Here is a 16,914-nt window from a genome sequence, read left to right as displayed (position 1 = left end):
TTTCGTTAAACAGTTCTTCAATATAAATGATCCCTTTAAAATCTCCCACCTCATCCGTAACAGCAATCACATTTTTGTGCGATTGCATAATTTCGTTCATCTTCACCGAAATCAGATCGTTCATCTGCAACTGAGGATAACTTTTCTCAATCAGGTATTTTAGCTTCATCTGGTTCAGAACAGTGGTATCCTTATCTTCATGAGACAGTAACTCTCCTTTATCAGCCAATGCTTTGGTGTAAATGGAGTGTTTTTGCGAGCTACGGTTGATGGCATAAGAAATAGCAGTGGTAATCATCAATGGTACCATTAGCACGTATCCTCCTGTAATTTCTGCAATCAGAAAAATACCTGTCAAAGGAGCATGCATAATAGAACCCAGGGCGGCGGCCATACCAGCTACAATAAAGTTAGATACGTTTAGCTGTGCTATCCCTGAAAGGTTAACCACGTAAGCAAATATAAAACCGATTAAACCACCCATAATTAAACTGGGCGCAAATGTACCACCATTACCACCAGCACCTAAGGTAACCAGCGTAGCGATTGATTTCATGAAAATGGTTACGATCGTGAACAGTACAACCACAGCCGAAATCGAACTATAATCGGCAAAAATACTATTATTAATAACGGTCTGATAGTCACCTTTTAACAATCCTTTTATGGTGATATATCCCTCACCATATAATGTTGGAAACAAAAAAACCAGAGCGCCCAACATTAAACCGCCTACAATTACCTTCGTATAAGGATGTTTGATTTTGTAAAACAGGCCCTTTACGGCATAGTTTGCTTTTGTAAAATAAATAGAAAACAAACCAATAAAGCAAGCCAATATGACGTAGTAAAACAAGGCGTCAACCTTCCATCCTTCGGTAACCAAAAAGAAAAGTTGTTGAGTGTAAAATAACCTCGCCACTACCGCTGCAGTTGCCGCTGATAATAGCAGTGGTATAAATGCAGGAATAGTAAACTCTGGCAATAAAATCTCGATTGCAAAAACAATGCCCGCCACCGGGCTATTAAAGGCACCTGCAATACCCGCTGCAGCACCACAGGCTACCAGCATGGTAATTTCGCGGTAAGACAAGCCTAATATGCGACCAATATTAGAGCCAATTGCTGATCCACTGGTTACAATAGGGGCTTCCAGGCCTGTTGAACCGCCAAAACCAACCGTTACTGCTGCAGTAATAATCTGCGAATAAATATTGTGGGCCTCTACCTTACTTGACTTTTTGGAAATGGAATAAAGCAAAGGCGTTAAACCGGTTTCAAATTTCGATTTCCGGATAAAGTATTTGATGTATAAAACTGTAAAGAAAATACCGATCATCGGAAATATAAAATACAGGTAATATTTATATTTCCAGTGCCAATCCGATTGCAGAAATTCTTCGATATGGTGGGTTAAACTTTTTAGAACAGCGGCAGCCAATCCGGCTAAAATTCCAACAATTATGGCGAGAATAACTAAGAAATTACGGTTTGATATTTTAGATTTCCGGTACTGGTTTATCTTATCAAGGTAATTTACGAATCTGATGTACATTCTATTGTTTTTTAGATAGAGGGCGGATGCCCAAAAGTAAGAAAAACAAAGACAGAAGTCAATTTAAAGACTGCTTTTACGCATCAAATTTATCTAATAACTTAATTAAGGTTGCAAAATCTTTTGGATAAGGAGCATCTATAACAATGTCTTGGTCATCTAATCCTTTAAAAACCAAATGCCTGGCATGTAACGCGAAACGTTTCATAATGGGTTGTTCCTCTTCACCTTTGGTTAATTTATAACCTCTCTTAATAGATGAAAGAAAAACAGGTTTACCTTTGTACATCTCATCACCTACAATGGCTGCTCTCTGAGTGGCCAGGTGGATACGGATCTGGTGCATACGACCGGTAATGGGTTTACATTCTACCAACGTATAGTGTTTATAGTATTTTAACGAGTCGAAAATAGTTTCAGCTCGTTTACCTTCCGCCCTATCAATGGTCACATTTTTATTGCCATCGTTCAGGATTGGCAGATCAACCATTAACTGATCGAAAATAACGTGTCCGTCTACCACCGCATGGTAAGTTTTATTTACCTTTCTTCTTTCGAATTGCATAGAAACATGGCGGTAACCTTCCGGATTTTTGGCAATAATCAATGCACCAGACGTTTCTTTATCCAAACGGTGACAAACCTGTGCGCCATCGCTATATTGTTTGGCTAAACGCAACACATTGGTCTCTCCAGATCCACCGCGTTCATCAAGCGAGGCTAAAAAAGGAGGTTTATTGATCACGATAAAATCGTTGTCTTCAAAAAGAATAAGGTCTTTAAAATTTGGAAACTTCAAACTGTGCAGTAATTTAATGAAGCGCAAAAATACGATTTATTTTTTAAGGCGCTCGTCACCCTGAACTTATTTCAGGGTCTTTATGAACAAAGTTGTTAAAATGAAGTCAACATGACGATTTTTTTAACTTCATCCTAAACTTGTTTCATGATCTGATTGAAGCGTTCAAGCAGATAAAAAAAGCCGCCCTGAATGTTGATCAGAACGGCTTAATATCTTTAACTTTAATAATTTAAGAAAGCTCAAACTTATAACCTACACCTTTTACAGTTGAAACATAAGTTTCACCTAACTTTTCCCTCAACTTACGGATATGCACGTCAATTGTCCTGTTGGTTACCACGACAGAGTCTTCCCATATATTTTTTAAAATGGATTCACGGGTATACACCTTACCAGGTTTTGAAGCCAACAAGTATAAAAGTTCAAACTCTTTTTTGGCCAATATCACTTTGTTACCACCCTGAAAAACCAGATAAGCTTCGCGGTCGATTACTAAATCGCCAATTTCCAGTTTGTTTTCAGATACTTCTTCTGTGCCGGCATTTCTTCTTAAAATCGCGTTGATCCGGCTAACTAAAGCACGTGGTTTAATCGGTTTTGCGATGTAATCATCGGCACCCACATTAAAACCGGCAATTTCTGAATATTCCTCACTTCTGGCGGTTAAGAAAACCATAAATGTGTTTTTAAATTCAGGTATGGCGCGCATTAAACGGCAAGCCTCAATGCCATCCATTTTAGGCATCATGATATCCAGAATAATCAAATCCGGATGTACTTTCTTCGCAACAGTAATTCCTTCCTGGCCATTGGTAGCTGTGAAAACCTGATAACCTTCTTTTTTAAGATTATATTCAATAAGCTCCAGAATATCTGGTTCATCATCAACAATTAATATTTTCTGACCTGCGTTGTTCATAGTTAAATATTTGTTACGAAAGTAGTATCCATGATGCAATATTTAGTTAAGCCTAAGTTAAGAAATTGTTAATTACTTAAATTAGTTTAACATGGAATTAGTTTTAACGTAACGTTTTGGCTAAAAATGCATCCAGTTCCTCTCCACGCAGGTTTTTGGCCACTATTTTTCCTGCAGGATCAACCAGGTAGGAAGTTGGTATGGCCTGCACCTGGTATTTTTTTACCGTTTCGCCATTAAAATCTTTTAGTTCCGAAACGTGCGTCCAGGTTAATCCATCTGCTTTTACCGCACCTAACCATGCAGCTTTGTCGGTATCAAGTGAGATACCAATGATATCAAAGTTCTTATTTTTATACTTATTGTAAACCTTAACTACATTTGGGTTCTCCTGGCGGCAAGGCTGGCACCATGATGCCCAAAAATCGATCAATACGTATTTCCCTTTGTAATCTGATAAGCTTACCGCCTTATTATCTGCGGTATTGATGGTAAATGCAGGTGCAACCTGCCCTACCTGAACGGATTTTAAAAGTGCCATCTGTTTTACAAAAGCATCTACTGTAGCATTACCTTTAATCTCATCTTTTACCTCATCGGCAAATTGCACCAATTCAGCTTCAAACTCCTGCGGACTCAAGGTATTCATGGCATAAAAACTGGCTAGCGTACCTTTATTATCTTTTGCAAATTTTATGATCTGTGTATTCAATTGATTAATGTAAGATTCGTATTGTGGTTTCATCGATTCCAACACGGCTGCCCTATTTTGAGGTTGTGTTGCTACTTTTGCTTCGAAATCTGCCTGTAACTTTTCAACCTGTTTGGCAAAATTATTTCTAATGGCATTTAGTTCCGACAATTTTTCTACCTCATTTGCCCCTGAGATTTTATAAGCCATATTTTTATCAGCCAAATCAGCTTCTAACTTAATTTCATCGCCGTTTTTTGCAATTAACATGAACTCATGGTTACCTACAGACACCCTGAAGAAATCAACAGATGGTGTTTTGCGAATGAATTTAAATTCACCTTTCTCTGATAGATTGGTTGAATCGATTGCAACCATATTGCTATTTTGCATACCGTACAAAAATACCTTCTTCTCTGTGCCCGGATTCTGGAACTTCCCGTCAATTGTAAAGCTATCTTTAGATTTGCATGCCATGAAAGCAATCGCGATCAGCATGAGCAGGCTCAATTGTTTTATTCTCATTATTTCAGTTTTTCAAGTATTAATTCATTTAATTTTTTAGCATCAGCTTTTCCTTTGGCCAGTTTCATCACATCGCCCACGAATAAACCTAAAACGCCTTTTTTTCCTTTCTTGTACGCTTCCACCTGTTGTGGATATTTATTTAACACTTCATCAATAAATGTATTCAACTCATCTCCGTTTTCAGAAATCAACAGGTTTAGTGATTGTGCCAGATCAATCACTTTTGCATCATCAGCTAATTCAACAGCTGGCAATAATTGTTGTATCACAATTTGCTGCGTTATTTTTTTATCATCTACCAGGTTGATCGCTTCTGCCAGCTGAGCGGGATTCACCCTGAAATCAGCTATCGTAATCCCTTTTTCATTTAAAACCGCTCTAATTGGGCCGGTTAACCAGTTTATTAAACTTTTTTTGTTTTCAACGGTTGATTGAGCTTGGTTAAAGTAATTTAACAGATCTAAATCTTCTGCAAAAAGTGCCGCATCGGCTTTACTGATCCCAAAATCGGCAACCATCTGTTGTGAAATTTCATTGGGTAACGGCGGCATCAAAGATTTAATTTCGGCCAGCCAATCATCAGAAACATAAATGGGCTGGAGATCGGGATCTGAAAAATAACGGTAATCATTGGCTTCTTCTTTGGTTCGCATCGGGGCGGTGGTTCCTTTGTCGGCATCAAAATTTAAAGTGCTCTGGATAATTATTCCTCCGTTACTGATCACTTCTACCTGGCGGCCAAATTCAAAATCCATTGCTCTCCGCACGTTGCGCATGGAGTTTAAGTTCTTAACCTCACAGCGTGTTCCAAATTCAATGGTACCTTTTGGGCGTATCGAAATATTGGCATCGCAACGCAAACTACCTTCCTCCATATTGCCGTCGCTTACATCTAAATGCCTGACCAGTTTCCTGATTTCACTCAACAAAACGGAAGCTTCTTCTGAACTCCGGATATCGGGTTCAGTCACAATCTCGATCAGCGGTACCCCTGCCCGGTTCAGATCAACCAAAGAATAGTTGTCATCCTGATCGTGAATGCTCTTGCCGGCGTCTTCTTCGAGGTGGATTCGATTGATCCCTACTTTTTTCCTGGTACCATTACTCAATTCAAGTTCTAAAAAGCCATTTACGCAGATCGGTTGATTATCTTGAGTAATCTGGTATCCCTTTGGCAAATCGGCATAGAAATAGTTTTTTCTGTCGAAATGGTTGATCTGGTTGATGGTACAATTTAAAGCTAAGCCAATACGGATCGCTTTTGCCACGACCTCTTTGTTCAACTTGGGTAAGGCCCCGGGTAATGCCAGCGAAACTGCAGATATGTTTTGATTAGGTGAAGCCCCGAAAGATGCACTGTCAGCAGAAAATATTTTGGTGTTTGTATTCAACTGAACGTGGATTTCTAATCCAGAAACGAGTTCGAAAGCAGTTTGGGGGCTTGTTTCTTGTAAAGGCATCTAAAGCTTCTTAATATGATAAGTTATAACCAAAGTTTTACAGCTGACACCGCACTAGCAATGGTTAATATGTGCCAAATATAGTCATTATTTAGTTTTTCGTTAAAAAGGCTTGATGCAGAATTTTTCAGGAATTCTTTCCGCCGCAATTTGAGAAAACAAAATCAATATGAACATTTAAGCCTTTTCTGTGTTCAGTAATACAAATCAAACTGTATGAATATTGAATTACGCAAAATAACGCTCGAAGACTATGCCGACCTTAAAGAATCAATGGTACAGGCTTACGACAGTATGGGCGGCTCTATCTGGCCAAAATCAAGCATCGCAAAACTTTTAAATATTTTCCCTGAAGGGCAGCTCTGTATTGCTGTTGATGATAAAGTTGTAGCCTGTTCATTGGCCATTATTGTAAATTATGATGAATATGGAGACCGGCATACCTATAAACTGATTACCGGTGATTATTCTTTTACCACACACGATCCAAATGGTGATACACTTTATGGCATCGAAATTTTTGTGCACCCGGAATACCGGGGATTGCGTTTAGGAAGACGATTATATGAGGCAAGAAAAGAACTTTGCGAAAGCCTCAATCTTAAAAGTATCATTGCCGGCGGGCGGATCCCTGGTTACCATCAATATGCAGAAAAGTTAAGTCCGAGGCAATATATAGACAAGGTTAAGTCCAAAGAAATTTATGATCCAACACTTACGTTTCAGATTTCCAATGATTTTCACGTTAGAAAAGTATTAAAGAACTATTTGCCCGGAGACAAAGAATCGAAAGAATATGCCACCCTGATTGAGTGGAATAATATTTATTATCAGGGTGTTGATGCTTCGGCCCGTTCGGCTATGACCATTCGTTTAGGTTTGGTACAATGGGAAATGCGTTTATTTCCTAATATGGAAGCGTTTTACGAACAGGTAGAGTTTTTCGTGGATGCTTTGAGCGGGTACAAATCAGATTTCGTGATGTTCCCTGAGCTATTTAACACCCCCCTGCTCCAACCCTACAATCATTTACCTGAAATTGAGGCCATGCGCAAACTTGCCGAAAAAACGGAAGAGATTGTACAGAAAATGCATGAATATTCATTGAGCTATAATACCAATATTATTACGGGCAGTATGCCGCTTATTGAAGACGGCAAGCTATACAATGCCACTTACCTCTGCCATCGTACAGGTAAAATAGATGAATACAGAAAAATTCATATTACCCCGAATGAGCAAAAGTATTACGGCATGATTGGCGGCGATAAAGTGCAGGTTTTTGATACCGATTGCGGTAAAGTGGGTATTTTGATCTGTTATGATGTAGAATTTCCGGAATTAAGCCGCATTTATGCCGAACAGGGCATGCAGATTTTATTTGTGCCATTTTTAACCGATACCCAAAATGGTTATACGCGTGTTAGACATTGTGCGCAGGCCAGGGCAATAGAAAATGAGTGTTACGTGGCGATTGCAGGTTGCGTGGGCAATTTACCCAAAGTAAACAATATGGATATCCAGTTTGCCCAATCTGCAGTTTTCACCCCGTCTGATTTCGCTTTTCCAACCAATGCCATCAAAGCAGAAGCCACACAAAATACAGAAATGGTGCTGGTGGTAGACGTTGACTTGCATTTACTAGATGAACTGCACCATTATGGCACGGTGAAAGTGCTGAAAGACAGACGAAAAGACCTTTACCAGGTAAAACTTTTGAAGTAGATACTATACAATAACAACCATTATAAAAAATGCCGGTCAAATTAATGTACCGGCGTTTCTGTTTTTAATCTAAAGCTAATTATTTTCTCATCACAAACCATATGATCAGGCCAATAATTACCGCTATTGGTATCACCCATTTTAATGCCTGGCCGGCACCATTTTCGTCTCTTTCGGTAACCGCGGGTTGTGCTGGTCCCGGATCTTCTTTGTGATTTTCGTAATCTTTTTCTATCGGTTTGGGAGCTGCTCCTGATTCCGTATGTTGTGGATCTATATTTTCCATAGTTAATTTCCTGAAAGCTCTCCTTTTCTGGTTTTTACCTGCCAAGGATGAACCATAATTAATTAATTTAGTTTCTGCATGTAGAACAAGCGATTATTGAAAATGTTTTAAATCCTAAGCCTTATCTTTGCAAATCGGTGTATAACAATGAAGCAAAATATAGCCAGCTGATTAAAGAAGAAGCCCTCCGTTTGGGCTTTCTATCTTGTGGTATTGCCAAAGCCGAATTTCTTGAAGGGGAAGCGCCGAGACTGGAAAAATGGCTTAATCAGAACCACCACGGTGAAATGAAATATATGGAAAATTATTTCGATAAACGCCTTGACCCCAGATTGCTGGTTGACGGCGCTAAGTCTGTAATTTCCTTATCATTAAACTATTATACGGAAGAAAAACAGTCTGACCCGAACGCACCAAAAATTTCTAAATATGCTTACGGACAGGATTACCACACGGTTATCAAAGAAAAATTAAAGGAACTCACCCATTTTATTGAAGAAAATATCGGAGAAGTTTCAGGAAGGGCATTTGTAGATTCTGCTCCGGTTTTAGACCGTGCCTGGGCAAAAAAATCGGGCATTGGCTGGATCGGTAAAAATTCTAACCTCATAAGTAAAACAGATGGTTCTTTTTTCTTTTTGGCAGAATTGATAGTCGACCTCGAATTGGGTTATGATCATCCTTACCAGGCTGATTATTGTGGGAGCTGTACACGCTGTTTAGATGCCTGCCCTACTGATGCCATTATTGCTCCACAGGTGGTAGATGGATCTAAATGCATTTCTTATCTCACCATTGAGCTTAAAAACGAAATTCCAAATGAGTTTAAAGATAAGATGAGCAACTGGATGTTTGGCTGTGATATTTGCCAGGATGTTTGCCCATGGAACCGTTTTTCTAAAGCGCACAATGAAGATGCTTTTAAGCCAGAGAATGGATTACTGGATTTGAATACCAAAGACCTGATGGAAATTACAGAGGATGTTTTTAAAAAGGTTTTTAAAGGCTCGCCAGTTAAGCGTACCAAGTTTACAGGTTTGAAAAGAAATATCGATTTTTTGAGGAGTAAATAGTTGTAAATCTTTTTTATATTTAATCTTCTGACTGGATCCTTTTGATCGATTGGTTACATCTCAGTCGATTATTGAAAATCTACATCTCGTCAGTAATGACAGTGATTCCCCGCTTGAAACACATATAACTAATTACCTTACAGGTAGTTACACACCAAATTTACCGGAGTAAAAAACATATCGATTTTCTTACCAGAGAATTAGTTTAATATTAAAAGTTCTATCCGATCAATCCATACTGCTTTGCGATCGTAAGTCTTATAAAAATTATCTAACATAAAATTTCCATCATAAATAGCCATTTTTTCTGCTCGCTTAATTCCATTTATAAAAACGGAAACCTTTTTACTTACATCAATCATTTCGGGTGATAGAAAAATAGTCAACGATTTAACGCGTGATGTTTCTATATGAAATTCATTATTGCTAAAGTTAGCCCTAACCGCACCTGACTTTCTCGGGAAGTTGAATGCTTTAAATAAAGTATCTGTTGTGATTACTGTATCTTTCAATTGATCATATTCAACCAATTTATACACATCGAAATTTATTTTTTCGTGCCAGTCGGCCTTTTTACTGACTGTATCCAATGCCGTAATTTCGATCCAGTCTGCTTTACCATATTTGACATCATCACATTCCCAATAGATGGATTTTTGAAATGGTTTTCTGGTTCTGTTTTTTAAATCCCTAAATAACAACTGGTAAGCGGGTTCAGATTCATCAAACTGGGGGAACCAATGCGGCCATCCGTTGAATCGGTGATCCTGATAATCCGCACCTATTTTTTTCATTATTACATTTAAAGAGTCATTTGCATCTGGTGGAAAATAGTAATCTTCATCCGTAGAAACGTTAAAAAACGATCTGTTTAAAATATTTTGTACAAATGTACCTCCTGTTCTCACTTTTGGTTGTGTATTAAACCCGTAAAAGCCGGCAAAAGGACTTTGTTGCTTCATCAGATAAGAAAAAGAACCTGTCGCTCCGTTTGAATGGCCCGTAATAAAAACTTTATCATCATCCACATTAACAGATTTTTTAATTTCCCTTAACATTGCGGGTACCATAAAAAAGCCATTGTCAGGATACATCCAGTTATATTTCTTTGATCCTTTTGGATAAACCATTATCACCTCATCTACTGCAGCATATTTATTATAGTATCTGTTCCAGCCCCCCATAACCCAGGATGCCTTTTGAAACTTAGACAAGCCATTACTGCTTACCGCACCATGAAGAAAAAATAATAAAGGATACCTTTTTTTAGGATTATAGTGTGATGGTAAACTAATATAATATGAAGTAATTAAACTATCTGTCACTTTAAATTCAATGGAATAACCAGTGTACTTTTTTGGTTGATATCTATCGAACGATTTAATCTGTTGGTAGGCTTGTTGCCCGTCCTTAGCTTTAATATATGTATTCTGTTTTAAATGGCCTGCCTGGAACTCAATCTGCCGATCGTGCAACTTTTTAAAAAAAACCGACTTCATCTTTTGAGCTTTAGCCGACACAATACGCCATCTGCTATCGTTGAAAAGATTTTTATATTCATTTTGAGGATGCTTAAAAGTTAAATAATCCCAAGTAGTTCTTTCATCGCTATTCAATGCCAGAAGATGATTTAGATATTTAAATGCATCATTATTATCTTTAAGTTCTGAAGCAAGAACAGATGCTTTGTAGAGTGATTGCACATCTAACTCTTTTGGAAATAATGTAAATGCCTTTTTATATAAGTTTAGAGATTTTCTGGAATCGACAGTATCCTTTGCATTTGACCTCAGATATAATGCGCTATCGGTTAGCTCCTGAAAGGTTTGCGCATTTAGTTTTAAAACAATACTTAAAAATAAAAGCAACATCACATTTTTCTTCATAACTTTTGAATCAGATGTTCAAATTTAAAAGAGGATCAGATGCCGTAATTGTAAAATTGAGACATTTGGTTATTGGCTAAACTTCCAGAAAGTATCTTCTTTACCTATAACCTTTCCATCATTAAAAAACTTAGCCGGAGAAGCACCCGTAAGTAATTTGCAAACTTTAACAAAATGAGATTGATCGGTATAATTTGCCTGATGAGAAAGAGCCGAAAGGCTCTGATCACTGTTACTACTTAACTTGTTCGCCATTAGTTCTCTAAAACGCACAATAGATCTGTATTTCTGTGGACTGATGTCAAGATATTTATGAAATAATCTGTTTAAATGCTTTCTACTGATGCCCAGTTTATGCTCCGCTAAAGAATCGATTGAAATATCAGTAACGTTATCACGAAATAAGTCTAATGCTGCTTCAATGTAGATGTTCTCCACTTTAACATACCTCTTAATAAGCATTGAGTCAAACAAACCCACAAGTTTCTGAATTTCAGTCGTTTGAAACAAGAGCATTATTTCTTGCTCTTCAAAAAAAGAAAAATTTGCATTAAATGGCAATAGCAATGAAGCGCCTGAGAATTGATTGATTCCAAAGGGGTTAAAAACAATTGCAATTTTAAAAACAGCACCGGTTTGTGTAACCTTCAATGGACGTTCTCTGATTGGGGTATAAATCTGAACTGGTTTTGACTCCACATCGAACTGTACAATAGAATGGTCTTGTTCGTATTTAAAACGATGACTCTTATAAAGCGAAATGGTATTGTTATAATGGGGATAGCAAATATACTCGTTTTTCTCACTTTGCTCATCGGAAACGTGTAGGTAATAATAGCTTACATATTTTCTTATCAGCGTATTTTCTGGCTTAAAGGTTTCAAATATGTGCATTAAAAACTTATTAAATATAATTCACTCCATCAAACTAATGTACCGAAAAACTATTGTCACTTTTAACCTTATCTGGTGTGTGTGGATTTCCCATCACTACTTTCGATAATTTTTTGTTAGTCTTCACTTCAATTTTTACGAGTCGGTCGCCTTTTTCCCATACGCCAATCGTGCTGTGACTTTTTTCTGTAGTACCATCTTCAAAGGTCAGCGCTAAATCGACAGGCAATGGCTTAACACTTTTATTTTCAACAGTTACAGTATATCCGGCTGAAGTTTTATCTACAGCTTTAATGGCCATATCGGTTACACCATCCTCAAAGAACCAGGCCTTCCAAAACCAGTTTAAATTTTTTCCGCTGCCTGTATTTATGCTGTTAAAGAAATCGTATGGCATTGGGTGTTTGCCGTTCCAGTTTTGGATATAAGTGTGCAAAGCTTTGGTAAACAGTTCATCACCCAGATAATCTTTGATATATAAATAAGCTAAACCCGGCTTTGGATACGAATTGGTGAAAGATCCCGATCCTTTTAAGTCGGGTGTTAAAGTCATAATTGGTGTATCATCTTTACCACCAGAAGATGAAGCGGTAGGCTGCACGCCGTATTCATCCACAATGGTAGAATCAATCATTGGTGATATCAACCATTCACCAATAGTTGCCCAGCCCTCATCCATCCAACCATACTTGGTTTCGTTTATGCCCATATAAAAGGGAAACATGGTATGGAAGATTTCATGATCAGTTAAAGTAATGGCATCAACCCTGTTATCTACCGGATTGTCATTTACCATCATCGGATATTCCATCTGGTCCAAACCATCAAATATCGTTTCATGGTTGTAGGGAAAAGGCCATTTAGGAAAAGTATAACTCATGGCCTCTACCGTCTTACGCGCAAAATCTATCACCTCATAATAATCCTTATGTCTGGGGTTAAAAACCGCATCTACCCGTGTTCTCCTTTTTGTTTTAGGATCAACCACCAAACTGCTCGATTTCCATAAGTAATGGTCGCTCAAAGCAAATACAAAATCAGTTACATGTTTAGCTTCAAACTTAAAGGTATTAAATGCATTGGGTTTGGTCACTCTTTTATCTGCCAGATCCTTATCGGTAATCACATCAATTACAGCATCATTTTTTTCTGCAGTTAACATCCTCGAAACGATATCTTTCTGAAAAACTTCTGAAGGATTTTTCAGATCGCCGGTTGCCCATACCCCATAAGTTCCCGGAACAGTAATAGAAGCATTAAACTGATCAAAGTCGTTATAAAATTCCTCAGCACCCGTATACGGAAATTTATTCCAGCCATCAATATCATCGTAAACTGCAATACGGGGGAAAAAATAGGCAATAAAATACGAACCATCATCTACCTGACCTGTACGAACATGTGATCCTTTATTTAGAAAATAACTATAATCAATTGCGAAACTAACGGTTTTGCCTGGTATAACAGCAGGAACATTAACAGTCATATTTGTTCCATCAACCGTAAAATCAGTAACGGTTTTTCCGTTTGCTACCATTTTTTCTATTGCCACACCCTCGCCAAGATCAGAGGCTGCCAGTTTAGATTTTCTTGGCGTTCCCTTTTTATATAAATTTGGATATAATTTAAACCAGATCTCTTTCAGCGTATCCGGACTATTGTTAGTGTACGTTACCTGAACCTTTCCTTTCAACAACCTGCTGGCTGGATTAAAATTTATATTTAAATCATATCTGGCGGTATTTTGCCAGTAATTTTTGCCAGGCCTGCCATTTACATTTCGGGTTTCTTTCTGATAAGCCTTTTGAAAAACGGGCGCTATCGGTAAGGTAGTCTGCGCACTGACATAGATTGCAGTACAGAATAAAAGGCCAAATATTTTTATAGATTTCATCTTTTAAGCTTAGGGCTGAGCGCAGTGCGCATAGCGTTTAACTTCAATTAACCATTTTAAACAATTAACCGGTTCACCAGCTAATTATTACTTGCCGAACTTCATTTTTAACTGCTCCAGCATATCCGAATTGATTGGTTGAGCAGGTTTTTCGGGTTTTGGCTGAGGTTTCTGTTGATATTGTGGTTTATTTGAGGGCACGTTATGCTGGGGTTTTGCCGGCCTGTTCTCATTTTTCTTTGCATTGAATTTTGCCCACTCCTCGTCTAATTTCTTCTTTGTATATAAAGGGAAATCGCCATTTTTCATCCAGGCATAATAACTAGGTTCTACTGAAAATACCTGCGCAGTGGTTTTACCCTTGTGTTTACCAAAGTTAAAACAAACCTCATCCTTATCATTGTAAACCAAACGACCGGCAAAATCTACAGGTTTATTAATATTGGTAAAAATATGTAGTGCATCTACGTCGTTTACCACCGGAATGCATTTTACACCTTGTTTATCCTCAAACTCAGTTTCTTTATACATTTCAAGCTGGCCAAGCAGAACTTTGTAGGTGGCAATCACATCAGCTTCAGCCGCATGTGCATTAATTAAATCTTCCTGGCAATAAAATTTATAGGCTGCTTTTAAAGTCCGTTGCTCCATCTGGTGGAAAATATTCTGTACATCAACAAATTTACGGTTGCTCATGTCGAAATCTATTTCCGCCCTTAGAAATTCCTCCAAAAGCATGGGGATATCAAATTTATTTGAATTGTATCCGGCCAGGTCACTGTCACCAATAAATGCTGCAATTTCTGCTGCCAGGATTTTAAAGGTAGGTTTGTCTGCAACGTCTTCATCGTAAATACCATGTATTAATGAAGTTTGCAAAGGAATGGGCATTTCTGGATTGACGCGCCAGGTTTTAACAATTTCAGAACCATCTGGCATGGCTTTTAAAACCGCTATTTCAACGATTCTGTCAGCTCCAACATTAACTCCAGTAGCTTCTAAATCAAAAAATGCTAAAGGGCGCTTTAAATTTAATTTCATTTCTTAAGATGTGAGATTAGCGACATTAGATTTGGATCGGAATGTCAAAATTCTTTTTTTTCAAAAGTGCTAAAAAGGTTTCATTAGTTCTGTAAAACACCTTTATTAATTTATAAATTTAATTGTCAAATTATTTTAGAATATTCGTTACTAACATTAACTTGCGGCAATTTACACACGCTCAAATGAATAAAATCTTCGCCCTGTTACCCCTTTTTTTTCTATCACTAACTACTCAGGCACAAAACTTTACCTTCGGTTCTATTACCTACGACGATTACGAATTCGACAAAAAGAAATTAGACAGTAATGCCAATGCCATCGTTTTAAAAGAATTCGGCACCGCCTCAATCCAGCAAGATGATGCTACAGGAAGTTTAGAACTGGTTTTTGAACACCATGTAAAAATCAAAATCTTTAACAAGGAAGGCTTTAAAGAGGCCAATATTGTTATTCCAACCTATAAAGATGAATCCCGCGAGGAGACGATCAGTGAAATAAAGGCATCTACTTTTAATCATATCGGTAATGATTTTACCGAAACAATTATGGATAAAAAAGCCATTTTCGTCGAGAACAGGTCTAAATATACCAGACTGACCAAGTTTACACTTCCAAACCTTAAAGAAGGATCGGTTATTGAATACAGTTATAAATTAAAATCGCCCAACTTATTTAATTTCAGAACATGGGAATTTCAGAGCGATATTCCGAAGGTCATAAGTGAGTATCTGGTTTATATTCCCGGCATTTATAATTACAATGTATCGTTACGTGGTTTTCAGAAACTGACGGATCAAAAAGCTGAAATCAGCAGGGAATGTTTAAGGCTATCTGGCGTACCGATTGATTGTTCCAAAATCAATTACACGATGAAGAATATTCCGGCTTTTATCGAAGAAGATAATATGACCGCGCCCAGTAACTTCAAATCGGCGATTTATTTTGAACTTTCTGATGTTCAGAACTTAAACGGCAGTAAAACATCCTACACCAAAACCTGGAAAGATATTGATTTCGAGCTTTCATCTTATAAAACGCTGGGCAGCCAGATGAAAAGAAAAGATGTTTTTAAAGATCTTATCCCGGAAATCACAAAAGGAAGTTCATCAGATTTAGATAAAGCGAAGTCCGTCTATAATTATATCAAAAAGCAGATCAAGTGGAATAATTACTACGGAAAGTACTCAGAAGATAACATCAAAAAAGCACTGGATAGCAGATCGGGCAATGTAGCAGATGTTAACCTGAGCTTAATTGCAGCGCTTTCTGCTGCCGGTTTGGACGCTGAAGCCGTAATTCTATCCACCCGTGATAATGGAACGGTAAACAAGCTTTACCCTGTAATGAGCGATTTTAACTATTTGATTGCCAAAGTAAATATTGCCGATAAAAGTTATTTACTGGATGCTACAGAACCACTACTGCCTTTCGGTTTACTACCGCTACGCTGCATAAATGACCAGGGACGTGTGATCAACTTAAAAAAACCATCTTATTGGATCGATTTAATTGCGAGTCAAAAATCGACAACCAGTTACATCATGACCGGAAAGATGACCGTTGATGGAAAAATTATTGGTACTTTATCCACCTATACAACGGGTTATGCGGCATATGGAAAGCGGAAAGAAATCCTTCAACACAGTTCTCCCGATGAATATGTTGAGAAACTTGATGAGCGACTAACCAGAATAAAAATATTGGATCATCAAATTTCAAATCTGGATAGTGTTGAGAATTCTCTGGAAGAGAAATATGAGGTAGAACTCACCATAAACGATGGCACAAATAAAGATCAGTTTTATTTTAGCCCTTTTTTTATCCATACCATCTCGAAAAATCCATTTAATTTGAACGAGCGTACCTACCCTGTTGATTTAGGTGCAGCGTCTGATGAGCGCATTACCATTAACGTGCTTTTACCCGAAAAATACGTGTTACTGGAAAAACCAAAAGATATGGCCATCGCTTTACCTAATGCGGGCGGAAAGTATTTGTTACAAACCGCTCTGGATGATAATACCATTTCGATGAACCAGATTTTGCAGTTCAACAATGCTATTTATCAGCCCGAAGAATATCTTTTCCTAAAAGAATTTTATAGCAAAATTATTCAAAACCAAAAAACAGAGTGTTTATTAAAAAAGACAAATTAAA

General features: G+C 37.7%; 13 protein-coding genes. 3 read left to right on the top strand and 10 right to left on the bottom strand.

Annotated elements, in window-relative coordinates; all coding sequences use genetic code 11:
- From DV942_RS24225 to gatB, 5 genes are all read right to left on the bottom strand, one after another.
- A partial coding sequence (locus tag DV942_RS24225; protein WP_450091363.1) for a chloride channel protein occupies window positions 1-1,555 on the bottom strand: 1,555 nt, incomplete at its 3' end.
- A gap of 76 nt (window positions 1,556-1,631) precedes the next feature.
- Window positions 1,632-2,354, bottom strand: coding sequence for an RluA family pseudouridine synthase (locus DV942_RS23355; RefSeq protein WP_145861499.1), 723 nt, complete (start codon window positions 2,352-2,354; stop codon window positions 1,632-1,634).
- A 232-nt stretch (window positions 2,355-2,586) separates the two neighbouring features.
- Complete coding sequence (locus DV942_RS23350; RefSeq protein WP_090987272.1) at window positions 2,587-3,276, bottom strand: response regulator transcription factor; 690 nt, start codon at window positions 3,274-3,276, stop codon at window positions 2,587-2,589.
- 103 nt (window positions 3,277-3,379) lie between these two features.
- Window positions 3,380-4,492 carry a TlpA disulfide reductase family protein gene (locus DV942_RS23345; RefSeq protein WP_145861497.1) on the bottom strand — a complete coding sequence of 371 codons (1,113 nt, stop codon included), beginning with the start codon at window positions 4,490-4,492 and terminating at the stop codon, window positions 3,380-3,382.
- Complete coding sequence (gene gatB / locus DV942_RS23340) at window positions 4,492-5,955, bottom strand: Asp-tRNA(Asn)/Glu-tRNA(Gln) amidotransferase subunit GatB (protein WP_145861495.1); 1,464 nt, start codon at window positions 5,953-5,955, stop codon at window positions 4,492-4,494. Before gatB ends, DV942_RS23345 begins: the two co-directional genes overlap by 1 nt.
- Before the next feature lie 216 nt (window positions 5,956-6,171).
- Here gatB and DV942_RS23335 point away from each other — a divergent pair, with 216 nt between their 5' ends.
- Window positions 6,172-7,680 (top strand): bifunctional GNAT family N-acetyltransferase/carbon-nitrogen hydrolase family protein, encoded by a 1,509-nt coding sequence (locus DV942_RS23335; protein WP_090987279.1) that lies wholly within the window; start codon window positions 6,172-6,174, stop codon window positions 7,678-7,680.
- 79 nt (window positions 7,681-7,759) lie between these two features.
- On the opposite strand, the gene DV942_RS23330 is transcribed toward DV942_RS23335, so the two are convergent.
- Window positions 7,760-7,966 (bottom strand): hypothetical protein, encoded by a 207-nt coding sequence (locus DV942_RS23330; protein ID WP_090987441.1) that lies wholly within the window; start codon window positions 7,964-7,966, stop codon window positions 7,760-7,762.
- A 137-nt stretch (window positions 7,967-8,103) separates the two neighbouring features.
- On the opposite strand from DV942_RS23330, the gene queG reads away from it, so the two are divergent.
- Entirely contained in the window at window positions 8,104-9,039 is a 936-nt protein-coding gene (gene queG / locus DV942_RS23325; protein WP_145861493.1) for a tRNA epoxyqueuosine(34) reductase QueG, read from the top strand.
- 200 nt (window positions 9,040-9,239) lie between these two features.
- On the opposite strand, the gene DV942_RS23320 is transcribed toward queG, so the two are convergent.
- From DV942_RS23320 to DV942_RS23305, 4 genes are all read right to left on the bottom strand, one after another.
- The gene (locus DV942_RS23320) at window positions 9,240-10,925 is read right to left on the bottom strand and encodes an alpha/beta hydrolase-fold protein (RefSeq protein WP_145861491.1); all 1,686 of its coding nucleotides are present in this window, start codon (window positions 10,923-10,925) and stop codon (window positions 9,240-9,242) included.
- A 69-nt stretch (window positions 10,926-10,994) separates the two neighbouring features.
- Window positions 10,995-11,819 (bottom strand): AraC family transcriptional regulator, encoded by an 825-nt coding sequence (locus DV942_RS23315; RefSeq protein WP_145861489.1) that lies wholly within the window; start codon window positions 11,817-11,819, stop codon window positions 10,995-10,997.
- A 34-nt stretch (window positions 11,820-11,853) separates the two neighbouring features.
- Window positions 11,854-13,713, bottom strand: coding sequence for a M1 family metallopeptidase (locus DV942_RS23310; RefSeq protein ID WP_145861487.1), 1,860 nt, complete (start codon window positions 13,711-13,713; stop codon window positions 11,854-11,856).
- 87 nt (window positions 13,714-13,800) lie between these two features.
- A complete protein-coding gene (locus DV942_RS23305) occupies window positions 13,801-14,754 on the bottom strand; it encodes an exonuclease domain-containing protein (protein ID WP_145861485.1) in 954 nt (317 codons plus the stop codon).
- A 185-nt stretch (window positions 14,755-14,939) separates the two neighbouring features.
- Between DV942_RS23305 and DV942_RS23300 the strand changes: the two genes are divergently transcribed.
- The gene (locus DV942_RS23300) at window positions 14,940-16,913 is read left to right on the top strand and encodes a DUF3857 domain-containing protein (RefSeq protein ID WP_145861482.1); all 1,974 of its coding nucleotides are present in this window, start codon (window positions 14,940-14,942) and stop codon (window positions 16,911-16,913) included.
- Window position 16,914 lies beyond the last annotated feature (1 nt).

This window comes from Pedobacter suwonensis, assembly GCF_007833675.1.
Taxonomy (GTDB): domain Bacteria; phylum Bacteroidota; class Bacteroidia; order Sphingobacteriales; family Sphingobacteriaceae; genus Pedobacter; species Pedobacter suwonensis.
Note: the sequence above shows the minus strand (reverse complement) of the source record. Positions and strands in the feature narration are given on the sequence as shown.